This is a genomic window from Cellulosimicrobium sp. BMG9.23 (assembly GCF_059159985.1).
Genome location: NZ_JBZGBZ010000001.1, coordinates 85683 through 106400, shown reverse-complemented (window position 1 = coordinate 106400; position 20718 = coordinate 85683). Strand labels below are relative to the sequence as shown.

Below are 20718 nucleotides of genomic sequence, written 5' to 3'. Positions count from 1 at the left end.
CAGGTGCCCGACACGCTCGACCGCAGGCCGTCCGTGGACGCTCACGCCGAGCTGCGCGGCGCCGTCGGGCGGTGGTTCCGGCGCACGGCCCGGGACCTGCCGTGGCGCGCGGACGACCGGACCGCGTGGGGCGTGCTGGTCAGCGAGGTCATGCTCCAGCAGACGCCGGTCGTCCGGGTCGAGCCCGTGTGGCGCGAGTGGATGGAGCGCTGGCCCACCCCGGCCGACCTCGCGGACGCCCCGACGGCGGACGTCCTGCGCGCGTGGGGACGCCTGGGCTACCCGCGCCGCGCGCTGCGCCTGCAGGACTGCGCGCGGGCCGTCGTCGACCACCACGACGGCGAGGTGCCGACCGGCGAGGAGGCGCTGCGCGCGCTGCCGGGGATCGGCGAGTACACCGCCGCGGCCGTCACCGCGTTCGCCCACGGCCGTCACGCCGTGGTCGTCGACACGAACGTGCGGCGCGTCCTCGCGCGGGCGGTCGACGGCGTCGCGCTCCCCGCGCCGTCGTACACGGCGGCGGAGCGGCGCCTCGCCCACGCCACCGCGCCCGCGGACGACGACGCAGCGACGCTGTGGGCCGCCGCGTCCATGGAGCTCGGCGCGCTCGTGTGCACCGCCCGCGCGCCTCGGTGCGGCGCGTGCCCCGTCGCGGACCTGTGCGCGTGGCGGCGCGCGGGCCGGCCCGCGGACGCCCACGCGGGCCGACGCCGCACCCAGGCCTGGGCGGGCACGGACCGCCAGGTCCGGGGCCGGGTGATGGGCCTGCTGCGCGAGGCCCCGGGGCCGGTCCCCCGGGACGTCGTCACGGGGTCGTGGCCCGACGCCGCGCAGCTCGACCGGTGCGTCGCGAGCCTCGTGGAAGACGGCCTGGTCGAGCAGGACGGCGACGCGTACCGCCTGCCGGCCTGAGCGCGCCCGGCTCAGCGTGCCCGCCGGCTCAGGTCGTCGGGAGCCAGACCCGCATCGTCGACGGTCCGCGGCTCGCCCAGTCGTGGTAGGCGACGAGCGGCACGTCGATCCCCGCCACCCCGTCCTCCTCGTCGCGAGCGCCGGGGCGTGCGCCGCCCGGCGCGTACGGCCACGGGGCGGTCCGCCCGTGCTCGACGACGACACCCCGCACGACGACGCGCCCGTCGACCTCACGGGGCGGCACCGAGGGGTCGACGCGCAGGTCGGCGACGTCGCGGCCGCCGGGCAGGTCGACCGACTCGACGCACAGCACCTCGGGCCCGCGCTGCACGGCGACGCAGCCGCGGACCGCGTCGATCCGGTCGTCGGGACGCAGGAAGCGCGGCGACGTGTCGAGGTCGAGGACGACGACGCTGCCCTCCCGCAGGTCCGGCACGGCCACCGAGCCCGCGGGCACCGTGCGCTCCGCCCCGTCGTCCACGGTGAGCGTCGCGGTCGGCGACCACGCGGGGACGCGCAGCGTCAGCGCCCAGCGGCCCGCGGGCGCCTCGACGACCCGCACGCGCACGCGCCCGTCCGCCGGGTAGGCCGTCTCGACGTCCACGGCGACCGCCGCCCCGGACGGGAGGGTCGCGCGCACCTCGCTCGTCGCGTACTGGTGGAGCTGCAGGCCGCCGTGGTCGACGGTCGCGACGTACGCCGCGAGGCTCGCGAACGTGCGGGCGACGTTCGGCGGGCAGCACGAGACGTGGAACCACGGGGCGCGCAGGGACGACTCGGCGCGCGCGCTCGCGACGTCGGTCGCGGCGGGCTCCCCCGGGACGCGCTGGTGGAGCGTGTTCGCGTAGTAGAAGGCCCGGCCGTCGTCCGCGGGCGACGTCGCGACGACGTTGAACAGCGCGCGCTCGATCGCGTCGGCGTACCGCGCGTCCCCCCGCGCGAGCAGCAGCCGCCACGCGACCATGACCGACCCCACGGCGGCGCACGTCTCGGAGTAGGCGCGGTCGGGCGGGAGGACGAAGTCCTCGCCGAACGCCTCGTCCTGGTGGTGCGAGCCCTGCCCGCCGGTGACGTACGTGCGCGCCGCTGTCGTCCGTGCCCACTGCCGGGCGACGGCCTCGACGAGCGCGTCGTCGCGCGAGTCCACCCCGACGTCGAGCGCACCGGCCGCCAGATAGTTCGCGCGCACCGCGTGGCCGCGGAACACCTCGGCGTCGCGCACGGGCACGTCGTCCTGGTAGTAGGAGCGCCCCCACTCGATGTCGGCGAGCGTCCCGTGCCCGCGGCGCTCGACGAACAGCGCGGCCTGGCGCAAGTACCGCGGCTCGTCGAGCGCGCGGCCCAGCTCGGCGAGGCCGACCTCGATCTCGGCGTGGCCGCACACGCCCTGGTTTCCCGCCGGCCCGAACGTCTCGCAGACGTGGTCCGCCGACGCGCGGGCGACCTGGACGAGCAGGTCGCCCGGGTGGCCCGTGCGGGCGCGGGCGACCGCCGCCTGCAGGAGGTGGCCCTGGCAGTACAGCTCGTGGCCCCACTCGAGGTCGGAGTACCGCGCGCCCTGCCCGGGGCGGCCGAACATCGTGCTGACGTACCCGTCGGGGTCCTGGGCGGCCGCGACGCGCCGCACGATCGCGTCGAAGCGCTCCTCGAGCCCGAGGTCCGGGTGACGGCCGAGCTCCCACGCCATCGCCTCGAGCAGCTTGTACACCTCGGAGTCGCTGAACTCCCGGCCGCGGCGTCCCTCGGGGAGCCCGCCCTGCGCCGCGAGGTCGAAGTTCGGCAGCCAGCCCTCGCGCTCGAGCCAGTGCTCGATGTGCCCGAGGGTCGCGGTGCGGTTCACGTCCTGGCGCCGTGCCCAGAAGCCGTCGGTGATCCGCACCTCCGCGAGGCCGAGCGGCTGCAGGCGCCCGGAGGCGGGGACGACCGGCCGCCCGCCGTCGCCCGCGGGGGCGGCGCCGGTGGGCGGGGTCGCGGCCGGGCGCGACGGGGTCATGGTCATGGGGGAACCTCCGGGGGCGGCGCGTCCGCCCGGGTCGTCGGGGAGGCCGCCCGGGGGCGGCGGCGGGTTCGGGGACGGCGTCGTGGACGCCCGGTCGTCGGTCATCCCTTCAGCGCGCCGGACATGAAGCCCCGCACGTAGTGGCGCTGGAGGAGCAGGAACAGGACGATGCACGGGACGGCGAGCACGACGACGCCCGCCTGGGTCGCGCCGTAGTCGACGATGCCCATGACCTGCTGACGCATGTTCGCGACGGCGAGCGGCAGGGGCGCCTTCGTGGAGTCGGTGATGAGGATGAGGGGTGCGACGAAGTCGTTCCACGCCGCGAGGAACGCGAACAGCCCGACCGTGATGAGCCCCGGCTTGACCGCGGGCAGCAGCACGCGCCACAGCGCGCCGAACGACGAGCAGCCGTCCACGAGCGCGGCCTCGTCGAGCTCGCGCGGCACGGACTCGAAGGAGATGCGCATCATGAACGTGGCGAAGGGCAGCTGGAACATCGCGAGCACGAGCGCGAGCCCGACGAGCGAGTTCTGCAGGCCGATCTCGTTGAGCAGCACGTACAGCGGGATGAGCAGCGTCGCGTACGGGACCATGAGGATCGCGAGGGTCACGAGGAACAGCACGTCGCGCCCGGGGAAGCGGAAGCGCGCGAACGCGTACCCGCCGAGCAGCGAGACGCCGAGCGTGAAGAGCACGGTGAGCCCCGAGACGACGACCGAGTTCCACAGGTACTGGACGATCCCGGCCTGGTAGCCCGCGAGCGTCACGTAGTTGCCGAAGCCCCACCCGTCGACCTGGTTGGAGCCGGGCTGCGGCGAGACCGACGCGACGCCCGCCCACACCAGGGGGAAGAGGAAGACGAGCGCGAGCCCGCCCGTGAGGACCCAGTACGGGGTGCGCGTGGCGACGCCGGCGATGCGGGCGCGCGGGGCCCGTGCCCGCGGCGTCGGCCGGGCGGGGGCCGGTGCGGTGGCGGTTCCGGTCATGTCACTTCTCCTCGGGGGCGCGCATCGCACGGATCTGCGCGAGGTTGATGAGGACGAGGGCGGCGAGCACGATGATCGACAGCGCGGCCGCGACGCCCAGGTCGTTCTGTCCCTGGAAGGCCACGTTGTAGATGAGCTGGACCACGGTGATCGTGCTGTTGTCCGGGCCGCCCTTCGTGAGGATGTAGAACTGGTCGAACGCGAGCAGCGACCCGGTGACGCAGAGGATCGTGCACAGCGCGAGCGACGGGCGCAGCAGCGGGAGCGTCACGCGCGAGAAGGTCTGCCAGCGGCTCGCGCCGTCCATGCGCGCGGCCTCGTACACCTCGTGCGGGATGCCCTGCAGCCCCACCATGAGCAGGAGCATGTAGAACCCGGCGAAGCGCCAGACGACGAGGAACACCGTCGACCACAGCGCGCCCTCGGGCGTGCCGAGGAACGACACGGGCTCGTCGACGACGCCGAGCGCCTCCAGCACGGGCGAGATGGGCCCGACCTGCGGCGAGTACAGCGCGTAGAACAGGAGCGACGCCGACGCGAGCCCGAGCGCGCTCGGCACGAGGACCGCGGTGCGCAGGAAGCTCTTCCAGCGCGAGGCCTCCTGCACGAGGAGCGCGAGGCCGAGCCCCAGCCCGATGAGCAGGACGGTCGCGATGACCGTGTACTTCAGCGTGAAGACGACCGAGTCCCAGAAGAACCGGTTGTCGACGGCGTCCTGGAAGTTCTCGGGGAAGTTCGGCCCCTGGTTGCCGGCCAGGAGCGGCCAGTCGGACGCGGACATCTGGCCGACGAGGAGCACGGGGAGCACGAAGAAGACGAGGACGAAGATCGCGGTCGGCGCGGCATAGGCCCAGCCGCGCGAGGCCTGATGCCGACCGGGCCGCCGACGCCGGCCGGTGGCCGGGGGCGGCGGGGTCCCGGGCCCCACGGTGTCGCTCGAGAGCGGGAGCTGCACCGGCGTGGTCCGTCGGGACGACGGCGGAGGTGCGGACTGCACGGACATGACGGTCTCCAGGAAGGTGCCGAGGGAAGGCGTGCGGGGCGCGCCGCCGTCGCCCGGCGTCCGGGCGACGGCGGCGCCGTCCTGCTACTGGGAGAGCACCGCGGTGATCTCCTCGTTGTCCTCCTCGATGCTCGACGCGTCCTCGAACACGGCGTTGCGGACGAGCGTGAGCCACGGGCTGTTCGGCGCGTTGAACGCCTGCTGGAAGTTGCGCGCGACGGGCGTGCGACCGGCGGCGGCGACCTCGTTGATCGTCACGACGCGCGGGTCGGCCGAGGAGTACTCGTTGTCGACCAGGTCGGCGCGCGAGACGACGTCGCCGTTCTGCGCGAGGACCTCGACCTGCGCCTCCTCCGACATCAGCCAGGACAGGAAGTTCCAGGCCTGGTCGGCCTTCACGCTGTCCTTGGAGATGCCGATGCCGTCGCCGCCGACGAAGGTCGAGCTGCCGCCGCCCGGTCCGGGGATCGGCGCGACACCCACGTCGACGGTCTCGTCCGCCGTCGACAGGAGCGTCGCCGGGTACGGCATGACGCCGATCTTGCCCTCCTGGAAGGGTGCGACCCACGTCGCACCGGTCTCGTCGCGCGTGCCGGCACCGACGGCGTCGGAGTCGACGAGGTCCTTGTAGACGGCGTAGACCTCCTGCGCGGTGTCGCTCGCGAGGAGCGACTCCGTGCCCTCCGCGTTCATGACGTCCTCGTCCGCGGCCCAGATCGACGGGAACCACGTGAACACCAGGCACCCGCCGCAGTTGCCGCCGAAGAAGGTGCCGTCGACGCCGCCGCCGAGAGCGTCGACCGCCTTCGCCTGCTCGGCGAACTCCTCGAGCGACGTCGGCCCGGCCTCCGGGTCGAGGCCGGCCTGCTCGTAGAGGTCCTTGTTGTAGAAGAGGACCGACACGTCCAGCACGAAGGGCAGGACGTGCTCCGCGTCCTCGGAGGTGCCGGCCTCGAGGTGGCCAGCGTTGATCTCGTCCGCGAAGTCCAGCTGGTCGATGCGGCTCGTCACGTCCTGGAAGAGGCCCTGCTCGACCCAGTTCGGCACGTACACGATGTCGGCCGCGAAGAGGTCGGGCAGACCGTCGCTGCCCGCCGCGGCACCGACCTTGGCGACGTAGTCGTCGTTGGGGACGATGGTCAGCTCGACCTGGTTCTCGTGGCTCTCGTTGTAGGCGTCCACGAGCAGGTTCGCCTGCTTCTCCAGCGGTGCTCGCGTCCACAGCGTGAGCGTGCTGCCGTCGTCGACGCCCTCGGCACCTCCGGCGCCGGCGGTCGCGGGGGCGTCGTCGCCCCCGTCGGAGCCGCCGCACGCGGCGAGGCCGAGAGCGGTCAGGCCGATCACCAGCGTCGAGGCCGCGGCCTTCGTCGCCGTCGTCCTGCGGTGGTTCGTCATCTCGCGTCTCCTGTACTCGTCGTCGAGCCCGATGCGCTCGCCCAGCAGGTCCGCCGGACGTCCGAACGCCTTTTCGGTCCGGGTGTCGCCGCCGGGATCGTCGCCTGGCCGTCCTGCCCCGCTGACGGCTAGTCTTCGATGCTCCAGGGCCCCACCGGGCCGGTTCTGCACGATCTCCACTTGACCGAAAGCACCCGAAAAGGTTTTCTGAATCTAGGACAGCCGCGCGGAGCCGTCAAGCGGTGCGCAGGGTTACAGTTCGATCACGGCACTCGGTCGACGGCGACCACGCCGTGGGACCAGGAGGGGGCACGGCCTCATGACCACCCAGAACGGCAGCGCGACGCCGCGCGCCGCGACGCTGACCGACGTGGCCCGCCTCGCCGGCGTCTCGATCGCCACGGCGTCCAAGGCGATCAACGGGCGCGACCAGGTGAAGGCCGAGACGCGCCTGCGCGTCCTCGAGGCGGCGGAACGGCTCTCGTTCGCGCCGAACGCGCTCGCGCGCGGGCTCCTCAAGGGCCGCACGGGCACCGTCGGGCTGCTCACGAGCGACCTCGAGGGCCGCTTCTCGATCCCGGTGCTCATGGGGGCCGAGGACGCGTTCGGTGCCGGTCGCGTCTCGGTCTTCCTGTGCGACGCGCGGGGTGACGCCATCCGCGAGCAGCACCACGTCCGCGCGCTGCTGTCGCGACGGGTCGACGGCCTCATCGTCGTGGGCTCGCGCACCGACCCGCGACCGCCCCTGAGCGCCGAGATCCCGGTCCCGGTGGTCTACGCCTACGCCCCCTCGGAGGAGCCCGGGGACGTGTCGATCACCGCCGACAACGTGGGCGCCGGGCGGCTCGCGGTCGAGCACCTCCTCGCGTGCGGACGACGCCGCGTGGCCCACGTGTCGGGCGACCCCGGCTACCAGGCGGCCCAGGACCGCGCCGCCGGCGCACAGTCCGCGCTGGCCGCCGCCGGGCTCGAGGTCGTCGGCGGGCACACGTACTTCGGCTCGTGGAGCGAGGGCTGGGGCCGGGGCGCGGCCCGCATGGTCGTCGAGCAGCACCCCGACGTCGACGGGTTCTTCTGCGGCAGCGACCAGATCGCGCGCGGCGTGCTCGACGCGCTGCGCGAGCTCGGCCGCGACGTCCCCGGGGAGGTGTCCGTCATCGGCTTCGACAACTGGGAGGTGCTCTCCGCGAACGCGCGACCGCAGCTGACGAGCGTCGACATGAACCTCGAGCGGCTCGGCCGCGTGGCCGCCCAGCGACTCTTCGCCGCGATCGACGGGACGGTGCGGCCGGGCATCGAGGAGCTCCCGTGCCGCGTCGTCACCCGCGCGTCGACGGCGCCCATCGCCTGAGCCTGGCGGGCGAGCTCAGTCGAGCTCAGTCGAGCTCGAGGAGCATGCGCGTGTTGCCGAGCGTGTTCGGCTTCACGCGCGCGAGGTCGAGGAACTCCGCGACGCCGTCGTCGTGCGAGCGCAGCAGCTCGGCGTAGACGTCGTGCGTGACCGGGGTCCCGTCGATCGGCCGGAAGCCGTGCCGCACGAAGAAGTCGACCTCGAACGTCAGGCAGAAGACACGGCGCAGCCCGAGCGCCCGGGCGCGGGCGAGGAGCTCCACGACGAGCGCGTGTCCCACGCGGTGCCCGCGCCAGGCCGGGTCCACGGCGAGCGTGCGGATCTCGGCGAGGTCGTCCCACATGACGTGGAGCGCCCCGCAGCCGACCACCTCAGGAGCCGCGCCGGGCTGCGCGGCCGGGCGGACGGCGTCGGCCACGACGAACTCCTGCACGGCCTCGTAGTAGCCGACCATCTCCTTCGCGAGGAGGATGCGCGCCTCGGCGTACGGCTGGACGAGAGCCCGGATCGACCGGACGTCCGCGGGGAGCGCGGGGCGCACGCGGACCCCCGTGGGGTCGGGGCGCGCGTCGTCGGCGGGGGGCGTCAGCACGACGTCACTGTACGACGATCCGGCCTCTACTGCATACTCACGCAGGCGAGTGCATACCTGCTCATGCGCTCGCGACGAGCCGCGACGCGGTGATCTCGTCGATCACCAGGTCCGTCACCACGCCGGCGCGCAGCGCCGCCCGCAGCGGCGCGACCTTGTTGTCCCCCGCCACGACGCACACGCGTCGCGGGACGCGGCGCAGCTCGTCCGGCGCCGGACCCGTGGCGCGCGCGTTGAGCGCGATGTCGCGATAGGTCCCGTCCGGCCGCAGGAACACGGTGCACACGTCGCCGACCACGCCCTCGCCGTCGAGCACCGCGATGTCCTCCCGCTCCAGGTAGCCCGCGGAGTAGACGTGCGAGGGCACGCCGCCGGCGACCGCCCCCACCGAGAAGAGCGCGATGTCCGCCCGGCGCTGGACATCCAGCACGCGCCGCACCGACCGCTCGCGCCACATCGCCTGCTTGGTCTCGGCGTAGTCGAAGAACGCCGGCACCGGGAAATGGTGCACGTGCGCGTCGAACGCGGTCCCGAACCCGGCGATGAGGTCACCCGCGTAGTGCACCCCGGACGTGCGCGTGTTCGCGGCGCCGTTGAGCTGCACGACGGCACTGCCGCGCGTCGGCTTGCGGGGCAGGTGCCGCGAGACGGCGGAGAGCGTCGTGCCCCACGCGATGCCGAGGACCATGTCGGAGTCGAACCACGTCGAGAGCAGGCGCGCCGTCGTCATCGCCACCTGCTCGAGCCGGTCGACCTGCGGCGCCTGGTCCGGGACGGGGACGACGTAGGCGTCGATCCCCCACGTGCTCGCGACGTGCTGGCCGAGACCCGGCGCGCGGCTCTGCGTCGGCCGCAGCGAGATCTCGACCAGGCCGGTCTCGCGGGCGCGCTTCACGAGCCGCGACACGGTCGACCGCGACGTGCGCAGGTGCTTCGCGATCGCCTCCATCTTCATGTCCTGCAGGTAGTACATCGACGCTGCGCGCAGCACGTCCTGCTCTCGGTCGACCATCACGGCTCCGTCCGTCGGGAACCCCCATTCTGCACGTTCGTGCACAGGGCTTGCGCGTCCGTTCGGGCCGTGGTGGTGTGAAGGGCGTGCGAGGACGCGACGGTCCGCCCGGACCAGGACGTTTCCGGCTCGCGCGCCTCGGTCGTGCGTGGGAACGTCGGCTGTGAGCGTCACCTGAGCGGTACCTGAGCGGCGTACGACGCCGCAGCGGTCGCGTCGGCGTCCCGCACGCAGGACGACACGGACGGGAAGAGGTTGGACGGATGGCATCCACGAGACTCACCGCGGACTCGCGTCGCCAGGCGCTCGCAGCGCTCGAGGCGAGCACGAGCGCCGACGCCGAGCTGGACGTCCTCGTCATCGGTGGCGGTGTGACCGGGGCCGGCATCGCCCTCGACGCGGTGACCCGCGGGCTCTCGACGGCGATCGTCGAGGCCCAGGACTGGGCCGCCGGGACGTCGAGCCGGTCGAGCAAGCTCGTCCACGGCGGCCTGCGGTACCTGCAGATGCTCGACTTCCACCTCGTGCACGAGGCGCTCACCGAGCGCGACCTGCTCCTCAAGGAGATCGCGCCCCACCTCGTCCGCCCCGTCCCGTTCCTCTACCCCCTCGAGCACCGCGTCTGGGAACGCGCCTACGTCGGCGCCGGCATCGCCCTGTACGACACGCTCGCGAGCGTCGCCCCTGGCAAACGCGCCCTCCCGTTCCACCGGCACCTGAGCCGGAGCCGCATGGAGAAGAAGTTCCCCGATCTCGCGCACGACGCGGCGGTCGGCGCGGTGCAGTACTGGGACGCGTCCGTCGACGACGCCCGCCTCGTGAGCACGCTCGTGCGCACCGCCGCCTCGTACGGCGCGCACGCGGCGTCGCGCACGCAGGTGGTCTCCCTCACCAAGGGCGCGACCGGCGCGGTCAACGGCGCGGTGCTCGTCGACCTCGAGACCGGCCACGAGCTCACCGTCCGCGCACGCTCGGTCATCAACGCGACCGGCGTCTGGACCGAGGACACCGAGGCGCTCGCCGGTTCCGAGGGCGGACTGCGCGTGCTCGCCTCCAAGGGCATCCACATCGTCGTCCCGCGCGAGCGCATCAAGGGGCAGGTCGGGCTGATCCTGCAGACCGAGAAGTCGGTCCTGTTCGTCATCCCGTGGTCGCGCTACTGGGTCGTCGGCACCACGGACACCCCGTGGGAGCAGGAGCTGCAGCACCCCGTCGCGACGTCCGCCGACATCGACTACGTGCTCGAGCACGCCAACGCCGTGCTGGCCCACCCGCTCACGCGCGACGACATCATCGGCACGTGGGCCGGCCTGCGCCCGCTCCTGCAGCCCGGCACCAAGGAGGGCACGAGCTCCGCCAAGGTGTCGCGCGAGCACACCGTCGCCTCGCCGACGCCGGGCCTCACCGTCATCGCCGGCGGCAAGCTCACGACCTACCGGGTCATGGCCAAGGACGCCGTCGACTTCGCGATCGGCCAGCGCGCGAGCGCCCTCGGGTCCATCACCCACAAGGTCCCCCTGCTCGGCGCCGTCGGGCTCGACGCCGTGCGTCGCCAGGCGCGGCCCTGGGCGTCGCGCTACCGCTGGACGCCCGCGATGGTCGACCACCTGCTGCACCGGTACGGCTCGAACCTGCGCGAGATCGTCGAGCTGTGCGAGGAGCAGCCGGACCTCGCGACGCCGCTCGAGCACGCGCCCGCCTACCTGCGCGCGGAGATCGCGTACGGCGTGTCCCACGAGGGCGCCTTGCACCTCGAGGACCTGCTGCTGCACCGGACGCGGCTCAACTACGAGGTCGCGGACCGCGGGCTCGCCGCCCTCCCGGAGATCGCCGAGATCGCGGCTGGTCTCCTCGGCTGGGACGACGCGACGCGGGACGCCGAGGTCCGCAGCTACACCGACCGCGCGAACGCCGAGGCCGCCGCCGAGCAGCAGCCGGACGACGACGCGGCCGAGCGCACCCGCCTCGCGGTCGACGACGTCGCCCCGCTCCAGCCGCTGCGGGACAGCTGAGCGGGCAACGAGACATCCCGGGCGCACCGCGACCCGGGCCGGTTGAGACAGAGCAGTCCACCACGAAAGAGAGCGCACCATGGATCAACTCCTCATGAACGCCTTCTGGTCCGAGGTCCTCGGAACGGCGACCCTGATCCTCCTCGGCGCGGGCGTCGTCGCGAACGTCGTCCTGCCGAGGAGCAAGGGCTTCAACGGCGGCTGGCTCCTCATCAACTTCGGATGGGGCCTCGCCGTGTTCGCGGGTGTGTTCGTCGCCTTCAAGTCGGGCGCCCACCTCAACCCCGCGGTGACGATCGGGCTCTTCGCCGCGGACATGCCGTTCGCCACGCTCACCGGGCCTGAGGGCGCGGTGACGGCGACGATCGAACCGACCGTCGGCAACATGTTCATGTACTTCGGCGCGGAGCTGCTCGGCGCGATCATCGGCGCCGTCCTCGCGTACCTCGCCTACAAGAAGCACTTCGACGAGGACGCGCCCGCCGCCACGAAGCTCGCCGTGTTCTCGACCGGCCCGGAGATCCGCTCCTACGGATGGAACTTCGTCACCGAGGTCCTCGCGACGTTCGTGCTGGTGTTCTTCGTCGTCGTCTCGGGCAGGACGCCGTCCGGGCTCGGTCCGCTCGCCGTCGCGCTCATCGTCGTCGGCATCGGCGCGAGCCTCGGTGGCCCGACGGGGTACGCCATCAACCCTGCCCGCGACCTCGGCCCGCGCATCGCCCACGCCCTGCTGCCGATCCGCGGCAAGGGGTCGAGCGACTGGGCCTACTCGTGGGTCCCGGTCGCCGGTCCGCTGGTCGGCGGCGTCCTCGCCGGCCTCCTCGGCGGCGTCTACGCCTAGGTCGCCCGTCGCGTGACCGGGGTGCCGGGGGCCACCCCGGTCAGGCGGCCACGCGGCGTCGGGCACCCGTGACCGACGCCGCGACCCTGACCAACCCGACCCGCATCAACTTCCCCGTACACCACACCGACGTGAAGGACTGAACTCACCATGGCCGACTACGTTCTCGCCATCGACCAGGGGACCACGAGCTCCCGGGCCATCGTCTTCAACCACTCCGGGGAGATCGTCTCCACGGGCCAGCTCGAGCACGACCAGATCTTCCCCCGCGCCGGGTGGGTGGAGCACAACCCGGAGCAGATCTGGAACAACGTGCGCGAGGCCGTGGGCCTGGCGCTGACCCGGGCGAACGTCACCCACAACGACATCGCCGCCGTCGGCATCACCAACCAGCGTGAGACGGCCGTCGTCTGGGACAAGACCACCGGCAAGCCCGTGTACAACGCCATCGTCTGGCAGGACACCCGCACGCAGAAGATCGTCGACGAGCTCGGTGGTTCGGACGGCCCCGAGAAGTACAAGTCGATCGTCGGTCTGCCGCTCGCCACCTACTTCTCCGGGCCGAAGGTCAAGTGGATCCTCGACAATGTCGAGGGAGCGCGCGAGAAGGCCGAGGCCGGCGACCTCGTCTTCGGCAACACCGACACCTGGACCCTGTGGAACCTCACGGGCGGCGTCGACGGCGGCGTGCACATCACCGACGTGACCAACGCGTCGCGCACCATGCTCATGGATCTCGACACGCTCTCGTGGCGTGAGGACATCGCCGCGGACATGGGCATCCCGCTGTCGATGCTCCCCGAGATCCGGTCGTCGTCCGAGGTCTACGGCAAGGGTCGCCAGCAGGGCCTCCTGCCCGGCGTGCCGATCGCCGGCATCCTCGGCGACCAGCAGGCCGCGACGTTCGGCCAGGCGTGCTTCGAGATCGGACAGGCCAAGAACACGTACGGCACAGGCAACTTCATGCTGCTCAACACGGGCACCGAGAAGGTCATGAGCGAGAACGGGCTCCTGACGACGGTCTGCTACAAGATCGGCGACCAGCCGCAGCGCTACGCGCTCGAGGGCTCGATCGCGGTCACCGGGTCCCTCATCCAGTGGCTGCGCGACAACCTCGGCATGTTCGAGGACTCGCCCGACGTCGAGTGGCTCGCCGGCAAGGTCGAGGACAACGGCGGCGCGTACTTCGTGCCCGCGTTCTCCGGCCTGTTCGCGCCGTACTGGCGGCCCGACGCGCGCGGTGCGCTCGTCGGCCTCACGCGGTACGTCAACCGCAACCACATCGCGCGCGCCGCGCTCGAGGCCACCGCGTACCAGACGCGCGAGGTGCTCGACGCCATGAACGCCGACTCTGGCGTCGACCTCACCGAGCTCCGCGTCGACGGCGGCATGGTCGCCAACGAGCTGCTCATGCAGTTCCAGGCCGACCAGCTCGGCGTCGACGTCGTGCGGCCCAAGGTCGCCGAGACGACGGCGCTCGGTGCCGCGTACGCCGCGGGCATCGCCGTCGGGTACTGGAAGGGCGAGCAGGACGTCATCGACAACTGGGCCGAGGACAAGCGCTGGACGCCCGCCGTCGAGGAGGTCGAGCGCGAGCGGCTGTACCGCAACTGGAAGAAGGCCGTGACGAAGACGTTCGAGTGGGTGGACGAGGACGTGGAGCAGTAAGCCCGCACTCGACGTAGGTCTCGCCTTCTCGTCCGGAGGGGGTGGGATGGGATCGCCGGTCTACCATCCGCGCGCTCGTTCCTCGCGCGCTCCCGCCAGACCCGCCACGACCGGCGATCCCATCCCACCCCCTCCTTTCGTGTCGCCTTCGCGGGGGTGCGGCCGGGCTGCTGGCCGACGTGGGCGGGGGGTTGGGTGTGTGGTGCGCTCGCTCCGGGGTCACGGAGTCCCTACGGTGGTCGGGTGCGCGCGTGGGTGTACGAGCGGTACGGGTCGGTCGACGAGCTGCGGTTCCGGGAGGTGCCGACGCCCGCGCCGGCGCGGGGCGAGGTGCTCGTCGAGGTCGTCGCGACGTCGGTGAACCTGTCGGACTGGGAGGCGCTGCGGGGCAGTCCGGGCTACGCGCGCCTCGACGGGCTCCGCGCCCCGCGCACGAGGACCCTCGGGTCAGACGTTGCCGGGCGGGTCGTCGCGGTCGGCGAGGGCGTCGTGCGCTTCCGGCCGGGTGACGACGTCTACGGCGACAACCTCCCGCGCCGCGGCGGGTTCGCGGAGTTCGTGGCTATGCCGGAGAAGGTGCTCGCGCACAAGCCGCCGACCCTGACCTTCGCCGAGGCGTCCACGATCCCGCAGTCGGGCGCCATCGCCCTGCAGGCCCTCGCGTCCGGTGCGCCGGGTCGACGTCTTCTCGTCAACGGCGCCGGCGGGGGCACCGGGAGCTTCCTCGTCCAGCTGGCGGTGGCGCGGGGCATGCACGTCACCGGTGTCGACGCCGAGGACAAGCTCGACTTCGTCCGCCGGCTGGGCGCGCACGAGGTGATCGACTACCGGCGGACCGACTTCACGCGGACCGGCCCGTACGACCTCGTCGTGGACCTGGTCGCACACCGGTCGGTGTTCGCCTACCGGCGCTCGCTCGCCCGTCGCGGTCGGTGCCTCATGGTCGGCGGGACGCTGCGGACTCTGCTCCGCATGCTCACCGTCGGGCCGGTCGTGGGAGCGCTGACCGGCGCCCGGCTCGGCGTCCTGCTCGTGCGGTCGGGTCCTCGCCACTTCGGACCGCTCGCCGACCTGTGCGCCGCCGGCGACGTCGCGATCCACGTCGACCGCACGTTCCCCCTCGCGGAGGTGCCCGAGGCTCTCACCGTCCACGGCACGGGTAGGGCCCGGGGCAAGGTCGTCGTCGTGCGCGACGTGTGACCGCACGCCCGACCCGACCTCGGGCCTCGGGTCTCGGGCTCGGCGAGCGAGCGGGGCGAGGGCTGCCTAGCGTCGAGTACGGGCCGCACGACGGCGGTCCGCCATCCACGGGAGGCGACATGACCGACACGCACCACGAGCTGCCGCACGCGGGGTCCGACGAGGTCGCGAAGGTGCGCGAGCTCATCAAGGACGAGAACATCGCGATGCTGACGACCGTCGCCGAGGACGGGAGCCTCGTCAGCCGGCCGATGGGCGTCCAGGCCGTCGACTTCGACGGCGACCTGTGGTTCTTCGCGGCCCAGGACTCGCACAAGGTCGCGGAGATCGCGCACGACTCGTCGGCGAACGCCGCGTTCTCCGGGTCGAGCTCGTGGGTCTCCCTGTCCGGCCGGGCGAGCGTCGTCCGGGACCGCGCGAAGATCCGCGAGCTGTGGAACGCCGTCGCCGACGCGTGGTTCCCCGACGGGCCCGACACCCCCGAGGTCGTGCTCATCCGGCTGCACGCGGACACGGCCGAGTACTGGGACTCCCCCGGCGGTCGCGTCGCGACGCTCTTCAGCCTCGTCAAGGCCAAGGTCACCGGCACGCCCTACGACGGCGGCGAGAACGAGACCGTCCAGCTCTGAGCGGACGCCTGCCGCGTGCTGTGGGCAACCGTGCGGTGGCTAGGGTGGCGGGCGTGAGCACCACGCGCGAGACCAGCTATGCCGTGCCCGGGATGCACGTCACGGACCGTGAGGTCGAGGTGCCGCTCGACTGGTGGGACGACGGCGACCCCCGCCGGCTCACCGTGTTCGTCCGCGAGGTCGTGGACCCGGCCCGACGCCGCGACGACCTCCCCCTGCTCGTGTTCCTCCAGGGCGGGCCGGGCGGGAAAGGGCCGCGGCCCACCGGCCCCGACGGCTGGCTCGGCGAGGCGCTGAAGACCTACCGCGTCGTCCTGCTCGACCAGCGCGGCACCGGGCGGTCGTCCGCGGTGCGCGGCGCCGCGCTCGTCGCGCGCGGTGCGGCCGGGGCTCAGGCGGAGTACCTCACGCACTTCCGGGCGGACGCGATCGTCGCGGACGCCGAGCACGTGCGGCGGACGGTCTACGGCGGGCGCCGCTGGACGTCGCTCGGCCAGTCGTACGGCGGCTTCCTCACGATGACGTACCTGTCTCGCGCGCCCGAGGGCCTCGCCGCGTGCCTCGTCACCGGCGGCCTTCCCGGGCTGCGCGCCGACGCGCGCGAGGTCTACCGCCGGACCCAGCCACGCGTCGTCGGGAAGAACGCGCGCTACCGGTCGCGGTACCCCGACGACGAGTCGCGCCTCGCGCGCATCGCGGACCGCCTCGCCGTCGGCGACGTCCGGCTGCCCGACGGCGGCCCCCTCTCCGTGCGCCGGTTCCAGTCGGTCGGAATGGACCTGGGCATGAAGCCCGGCGCCGAGCGGATCCACTGGATCGTGGACGAGGCGTTCGACCCGGGCGCCCCGGACGAGCTCACCGACACGTTCCTCGCCGAGGTCGCCGCCGCGACGTCGTTCCGCACCAACCCGCTCTACGCGGTGCTGCACGAGTCGATCTACGCGCAGTCGCACACCGGCGCGACGGCCTGGGCCGCCGAGGCGGTGCGCACCGAGGACCCCGCGTTCGACGTGGACGCCAGGCCGCTGCTGCTCACGGGCGAGATGATCTACCCCTGGATGTTCGACGACATCGCGGCGCTGCGACCGTTCCGCGCAGCGGCCGAGGCGCTCGCGGCATGGGAGGACTGGCCCGACCTCTACGACCTCGACGCGCTCGCCCGCAACGAGGTTCCCGTCGAGGCCGCGGTGTACCACGACGACATGTTCGTCGACGCCGGGCTGTCGCTCGAGACGGCCGCGCACGTCGGGAACGCCGAGGCGTGGGTGACCAACGAGTTCGAGCACGACGGGCTCCGCACCGGCGACGTCTTCCAGCAGCTCGCCGAGCGCCTCGCCGCGCGGGGTGGTGCGCTGCCCGGCTGAAGCGCGCGGCGCAACGGACCTCGGTCCGGCAGGTACCCGGGGAGGTGGGCTGTCGCAGCGTGAGGTTGGCATGCCGAACCCCGGGTTACGCGTTGATCAGCCCGTTGGGTGGCGTACAACCCGGGGTTCGGCAAGCCAGGACCGGTCGAGTCAGGATCCGTCGGACGACGGGGCGTGCTTGTCGAGGAACGCGTAGACCTCGGTCGCGTCGACGCCGGGGAACGCGCCGGTCGGGAGCGCCGAGAGCACGTGCTGGTGCATGCGCGCGCTCGGCCACGACGCGTCCTGCCACTGCGCCGCGGACTCGGCGACGGGGCGTCGGCAGCACGACTCGTCGGGGCAGCCCGACTGCCGGCGCACCGTCGTGTCCCGCCCGCGGAACCACTTGGCCGAGGCGAACGGGACCCCGACGGCCAGGGAGAACTGGCCGCTCGTCGTCGTGCCGGTCTGGGTGGAGCACCAGAAGGTCCCGGCCGGCGTGTCGGTGTACTGGTACGACTCCTGGGCGCGGTCGCGGCGCGTGAACGCCTCGCGCACGGCCCAGCGCCGGCACACCATCTGGCCCTCGATCGCGCCCGTGACGTCGGCGGGCAGCGGGAGCCCGTCGTTCTCGTACCCGCGGAACAAGGCGCCGTCGTCACCGACGCGCAGGAAGTGCAGCGGGATGCCGAGGTGCTCGGTCGCGAGGTTGGTGAACCGCTGCGCCGCGGCCTCGTGCGTGACGCCGAACGCGTCGCGGAAGTCCTCGACCGCGAGGTCCTTCTCGCGCTTGCGGCGCTCGAGGAAGTCGACGGCGGCCGACTGCGGGATGAGGCAGCACGCCGCGAAGTACGTGATCTCGACGCGCTGGCGCAGGAACTCCGCGTACGACCGCGGCCGCTCGTGCCCGAGCACGCGGTGCGCGAGGGCCTGCAGCGCGAGCGAGCGCAGGCCATGGCCGCCCGGGATCGACGCCGGCGGGAGGTAGATGCGCCCGTGGCGCAGGTCCGTCACGGTGCGGGTCGAGTGGGGCAGGTCGTCGACGTGCCAGATCGTGAACCCGAGCTGCTCGGCCATCCGCGCCACGGTCCGGTGCGTGAGGGCACCGACCGTGTACCCGGCCCGGCGGGTCATGTCCTCCGCGAGCGCCTCGATCTCCGGGTAGTAGTTGTTGCGCGCCTGGCGCTCGAGCCGGAGCTCGGTGTTCGCGCGGCGCGCCTCCTCGGGCGTCGCGATCGCCTCGGTCGCGCGGCGCTGCAGCTCGGCGTGCAGCCCCACGAGGTTTTCGAGGACCGGCAGGGGAAGCTTCTGGCTCGCCTTCACCGACGGCAGACCGAGCGCCGCGAACAGCGGCCCGCGCTGCGCCCGGTCGAGCTCGATCTCCAGGGCGGCCCGGCGCGACGGCGGCTCGTCCGTGAGCAGGTCGGCCACCGACACGTCGAGGGCCTGGGCCACCTGCTGGAGCAGGGAGAGCCGCGGCTCGCGGCGGCCGTTCTCGATCATGGAGAGGAGGCTCGGCGCCGTGCCGACGGCGTCGCCGAGCGCGTCCAGCGTCAGACCCCGGGCGGTCCGGAAGTGGCGGACGCGGCGGCCGAGGGTGATGAGGTCGGCCTGCGGTGCCCCGTGCGGGGCGGCGGTGTCACCGGGGGTCGGCTCGTACGCGCGTGGCATTCCTTCACCGTACGTCAAGATCATGGAAACTTCACAGCGCTGCAGAGCGAAAGCGCGCAGTAGCAGGGGTGAGAGTGGAGGCGACGCCAGGAATTCCCCCCACTCCACGGGAGCCCTTCATGACCGCGACTGCGAACCCCCGCCGCACCCGACTCGCCGCGCTGCTCGACGACGTCGAGACCGAGCTCGTCGGCCTCACGTCGCCCGCGTCCGGCTCTCCCGCGCACACCACCGACCCCCGCCCCCGCGACTCCCGCGCCTGGGTCCGCGAGATCGCGACTCTCACCGAGCCCGACGCGATCGTGTGGTGCGACGGCTCCGCCGAGGAGAAGCAGCGCCTGGTCGACCTCATGGTCGACGCCGGCACCCTCCTGCCCCTGAACCCCGAGCTCCGCCCGGGCAGCTACCTCGCGCGGTCGGACCCGAGCGACGTCGCGCGCGTCGAGTCCCGCACGTTCATCTGCTCGCGCGACGAGGCCGACGCCGGCCCGACGAACAACTGGCGCGAGCCCGAGGAAATGCGCGCCGAGCTCCGCGGCGTCTTCGAGGGGTCGATGCGCGGCCGCACGATGTACGTCGTCCCGTTCTCGATGGGTCCCGTCGGCGGGCCGATCTCGCAGGTCGGGGTGCAGGTCACCGACTCGCCGTACGTCGTCGTGAGCATGGGCGTCATGACGCGCGTCGGCCAGGACGTCATGGACCTGATCGACGGCGGCGCGCCCTTCGTGCCGGCCGTGCACTCGGTCGGTGCCCCGCTCGTCGACGACACGGGCGCCGCCACGGAGGACGTCCCGTGGCCCTGCAGCGACACGAAGTACATCGCGCACTTCCCCGAGACCCGCGAGATCTGGTCCTACGGGTCGGGCTACGGCGGCAACGCGCTGCTCGGCAAGAAGTGCTTCGCGCTGCGCATCGCCTCGGTCATGGCGCGTGACGAGGGCTGGCTCGCCGAGCACATGCTCGTCATCCGCGCGACGTCGCCCGAGGGCCGCCGCTACCACCTCGCCGCCGCCTTCCCGTCCGCGTGCGGCAAGACCAACCTCGCGATGCTGCGCCCGACGATCCCCGGCTGGACCGTCGAGACGATCGGTGACGACATCGCGTGGCTGCGCACCGGCCCCGACGGGCGCCTGCGCGCCATCAACCCCGAGGCGGGATTCTTCGGCGTCGCGCCGGGCACGGGGGTCGAGACGAACCCGGCCGCCGTCGAGACGTTCGACCGGGACACGATCTTCACCAACGTCGCGCTGACCGACGACGGCGACGTCTGGTGGGAGGGACTGACCCCCGAGGCGCCCGCGCACCTCGTCGACTGGACCGGGCAGGACTGGACGCCGGACAGCGACCGGCCGGCTGCGCACCCCAACTCGCGCTTCACCGTCGCGGCGGCGCAGTGCCCGACGATCGCCGACTCGTGGGAGGACCCCGAGGGCGTCCCGATCGACGCGATCGTCTTCGGCGGCCGTCGAGCGAGCAACGTCCCGCTCGTCGCGCAGGCGTACGGGTGGGAGCACGGCGTGTTCATGGGTGCGACGATCTCGTCCGAGCAGACCGCGGCCGCCGAGGGGACCGTCGGCGAGCTGCGCCGGGACCCCTTCGCCATGCTGCCGTTCTGCGGCTACAACATGGCCGACCACTGGGCGCACTGGCTGCGCGTCGGCGCGTCGATCGACGCCGACAAGCGGCCCAAGATCTTCCAGGTCAACTGGTTCCGCAAGGACGCCGACGGGAGCTTCCTGTGGCCGGGGTTCGGCGAGAACTCGCGCGTCCTCGCGTGGATCGCCGCGCAGGTCGACCGCGCGCACGGCGTCCGGACGGACTGTGGCGCCGTGAAGAGCCCGGCCGGCCTCCTCCCGGCCCCCGGCGCGCTGGACACCGACGGGCTCGACCTGCCCGACGGCGCCCTCGACGCCCTGTTCGACGTCTCGCCCGAGCCGTGGCTCGCCGAGGCCGAGCTCACCGCCGAGTTCTTCGACACCTTCGGCAACCGCGTGCCGGACGAGCTGTGGGTCCAGCTGGCGCGGCTGCGGGACCGGCTCGGGACCTGAGCAGCGCACCCGTCGCGGTGCGGACGTGGGCAGACGGCACGGACGGCGCTGCC

The 20718-nt window shown here is 73.0% G+C and carries 16 protein-coding genes; 9 read left to right on the top strand and 7 right to left on the bottom strand.

All coding sequences use genetic code 11. The features are described from left to right. The first annotated feature begins 3 nt into the window (after window positions 1-3). The gene (locus AC4H2G_RS00445) at window positions 4-912 is read left to right on the top strand and encodes an HhH-GPD family protein (RefSeq protein WP_494363813.1); all 909 of its coding nucleotides are present in this window, start codon (window positions 4-6) and stop codon (window positions 910-912) included. A gap of 28 nt (window positions 913-940) precedes the next feature. Here the strand turns inward: AC4H2G_RS00445 and AC4H2G_RS00440 are convergent, their stop codons facing one another. From AC4H2G_RS00440 to AC4H2G_RS00425, 4 genes are all read right to left on the bottom strand, one after another. Then, on the bottom strand, window positions 941-2911 hold the full coding sequence (locus tag AC4H2G_RS00440) for a glycoside hydrolase family 127 protein (protein WP_494363812.1): 1971 nt from the start codon (window positions 2909-2911) through the stop codon (window positions 941-943). A 101-nt stretch (window positions 2912-3012) separates the two neighbouring features. After that, a complete protein-coding gene (locus AC4H2G_RS00435; protein WP_494363811.1) occupies window positions 3013-3900 on the bottom strand; it encodes a carbohydrate ABC transporter permease in 888 nt (295 codons plus the stop codon). Between the two features lies 1 nt (window position 3901). Further along, window positions 3902-4903: a carbohydrate ABC transporter permease gene (locus AC4H2G_RS00430; RefSeq protein WP_494363810.1), complete on the bottom strand. Its 1002-nt coding sequence runs from the start codon at window positions 4901-4903 to the stop codon at window positions 3902-3904. Between the two features lie 84 nt (window positions 4904-4987). Beyond that, window positions 4988-6298, bottom strand: a complete 1311-nt coding sequence (locus tag AC4H2G_RS00425) for an ABC transporter substrate-binding protein (protein WP_494363809.1) — start codon at window positions 6296-6298, stop codon at window positions 4988-4990. Between the two features lie 319 nt (window positions 6299-6617). Here AC4H2G_RS00425 and AC4H2G_RS00420 point away from each other — a divergent pair, with 319 nt between their 5' ends. Further along, window positions 6618-7649 carry a LacI family DNA-binding transcriptional regulator gene (locus tag AC4H2G_RS00420; protein ID WP_494363808.1) on the top strand — a complete coding sequence of 344 codons (1032 nt, stop codon included), beginning with the start codon at window positions 6618-6620 and terminating at the stop codon, window positions 7647-7649. 25 nt (window positions 7650-7674) lie between these two features. On the opposite strand, the gene AC4H2G_RS00415 is transcribed toward AC4H2G_RS00420, so the two are convergent. Continuing rightward, a complete protein-coding gene (locus tag AC4H2G_RS00415; RefSeq protein WP_494364099.1) occupies window positions 7675-8238 on the bottom strand; it encodes an amino-acid N-acetyltransferase in 564 nt (187 codons plus the stop codon). Window positions 8239-8302: 64 nt separating this feature from the next. Further along, window positions 8303-9256 carry a sugar-binding transcriptional regulator gene (locus AC4H2G_RS00410; protein WP_494363807.1) on the bottom strand — a complete coding sequence of 318 codons (954 nt, stop codon included), beginning with the start codon at window positions 9254-9256 and terminating at the stop codon, window positions 8303-8305. Window positions 9257-9516: 260 nt separating this feature from the next. Here AC4H2G_RS00410 and AC4H2G_RS00405 point away from each other — a divergent pair, with 260 nt between their 5' ends. The 6 genes from AC4H2G_RS00405 (at window position 9517) to AC4H2G_RS00380 (ending at window position 16967) form a co-directional block, all read left to right on the top strand. After that, on the top strand, window positions 9517-11265 hold the full coding sequence (locus AC4H2G_RS00405; RefSeq protein WP_494363806.1) for a glycerol-3-phosphate dehydrogenase/oxidase: 1749 nt from the start codon (window positions 9517-9519) through the stop codon (window positions 11263-11265). 79 nt (window positions 11266-11344) lie between these two features. Next, a complete protein-coding gene (locus tag AC4H2G_RS00400; RefSeq protein ID WP_494363805.1) occupies window positions 11345-12106 on the top strand; it encodes an MIP/aquaporin family protein in 762 nt (253 codons plus the stop codon). Window positions 12107-12256: 150 nt separating this feature from the next. Then, the gene (glpK, locus tag AC4H2G_RS00395; protein ID WP_494363804.1) at window positions 12257-13774 is read left to right on the top strand and encodes a glycerol kinase GlpK; all 1518 of its coding nucleotides are present in this window, start codon (window positions 12257-12259) and stop codon (window positions 13772-13774) included. A 243-nt stretch (window positions 13775-14017) separates the two neighbouring features. Beyond that, entirely contained in the window at window positions 14018-14974 is a 957-nt protein-coding gene (locus tag AC4H2G_RS00390; protein WP_494363803.1) for an NAD(P)-dependent alcohol dehydrogenase, read from the top strand. Window positions 14975-15093: 119 nt separating this feature from the next. Beyond that, window positions 15094-15603: a pyridoxamine 5'-phosphate oxidase family protein gene (locus AC4H2G_RS00385; protein ID WP_494363802.1), complete on the top strand. Its 510-nt coding sequence runs from the start codon at window positions 15094-15096 to the stop codon at window positions 15601-15603. Window positions 15604-15695: 92 nt separating this feature from the next. Continuing rightward, window positions 15696-16967 (top strand): alpha/beta fold hydrolase, encoded by a 1272-nt coding sequence (locus AC4H2G_RS00380; protein ID WP_494364098.1) that lies wholly within the window; start codon window positions 15696-15698, stop codon window positions 16965-16967. A gap of 150 nt (window positions 16968-17117) precedes the next feature. On the opposite strand, the gene AC4H2G_RS00375 is transcribed toward AC4H2G_RS00380, so the two are convergent. Next, a complete protein-coding gene (locus tag AC4H2G_RS00375) occupies window positions 17118-18617 on the bottom strand; it encodes a helix-turn-helix domain-containing protein (protein ID WP_494363801.1) in 1500 nt (499 codons plus the stop codon). A 119-nt stretch (window positions 18618-18736) separates the two neighbouring features. Between AC4H2G_RS00375 and AC4H2G_RS00370 the strand changes: the two genes are divergently transcribed. After that, window positions 18737-20665 carry a phosphoenolpyruvate carboxykinase (GTP) gene (locus tag AC4H2G_RS00370; protein ID WP_494363800.1) on the top strand — a complete coding sequence of 643 codons (1929 nt, stop codon included), beginning with the start codon at window positions 18737-18739 and terminating at the stop codon, window positions 20663-20665. The last annotated feature ends 53 nt before the right edge of the window (window positions 20666-20718 follow it).

Excerpts from the sequence above, each read along its gene's own strand:
- AC4H2G_RS00440 (WP_494363812.1), bottom strand. The coding sequence starts at position 2,911 with ATGACCATGACCCCGTCGCGCCCGGCCGCGACCCCGCCCACCGGCGCC.
- glpK (WP_494363804.1), top strand. The coding sequence starts at position 12,257 with ATGGCCGACTACGTTCTCGCCATCGACCAGGGGACCACGAGCTCCCGG.
- AC4H2G_RS00420 (WP_494363808.1), top strand. The coding sequence starts at position 6,618 with ATGACCACCCAGAACGGCAGCGCGACGCCGCGCGCCGCGACGCTGACC.
- AC4H2G_RS00435 (WP_494363811.1), bottom strand. The coding sequence starts at position 3,900 with ATGACCGGAACCGCCACCGCACCGGCCCCCGCCCGGCCGACGCCGCGG.
- AC4H2G_RS00430 (WP_494363810.1), bottom strand. The coding sequence starts at position 4,903 with ATGTCCGTGCAGTCCGCACCTCCGCCGTCGTCCCGACGGACCACGCCG.
- AC4H2G_RS00400 (WP_494363805.1), top strand. The coding sequence starts at position 11,345 with ATGGATCAACTCCTCATGAACGCCTTCTGGTCCGAGGTCCTCGGAACG.
- AC4H2G_RS00380 (WP_494364098.1), top strand. The coding sequence starts at position 15,696 with ATGCACGTCACGGACCGTGAGGTCGAGGTGCCGCTCGACTGGTGGGAC.
- AC4H2G_RS00425 (WP_494363809.1), bottom strand. The coding sequence starts at position 6,298 with ATGACGAACCACCGCAGGACGACGGCGACGAAGGCCGCGGCCTCGACG.
- AC4H2G_RS00405 (WP_494363806.1), top strand. The coding sequence starts at position 9,517 with ATGGCATCCACGAGACTCACCGCGGACTCGCGTCGCCAGGCGCTCGCA.
- AC4H2G_RS00385 (WP_494363802.1), top strand. The coding sequence starts at position 15,094 with ATGACCGACACGCACCACGAGCTGCCGCACGCGGGGTCCGACGAGGTC.
- AC4H2G_RS00370 (WP_494363800.1), top strand. The coding sequence starts at position 18,737 with ATGACCGCGACTGCGAACCCCCGCCGCACCCGACTCGCCGCGCTGCTC.
- AC4H2G_RS00375 (WP_494363801.1), bottom strand. The coding sequence starts at position 18,617 with ATGCCACGCGCGTACGAGCCGACCCCCGGTGACACCGCCGCCCCGCAC.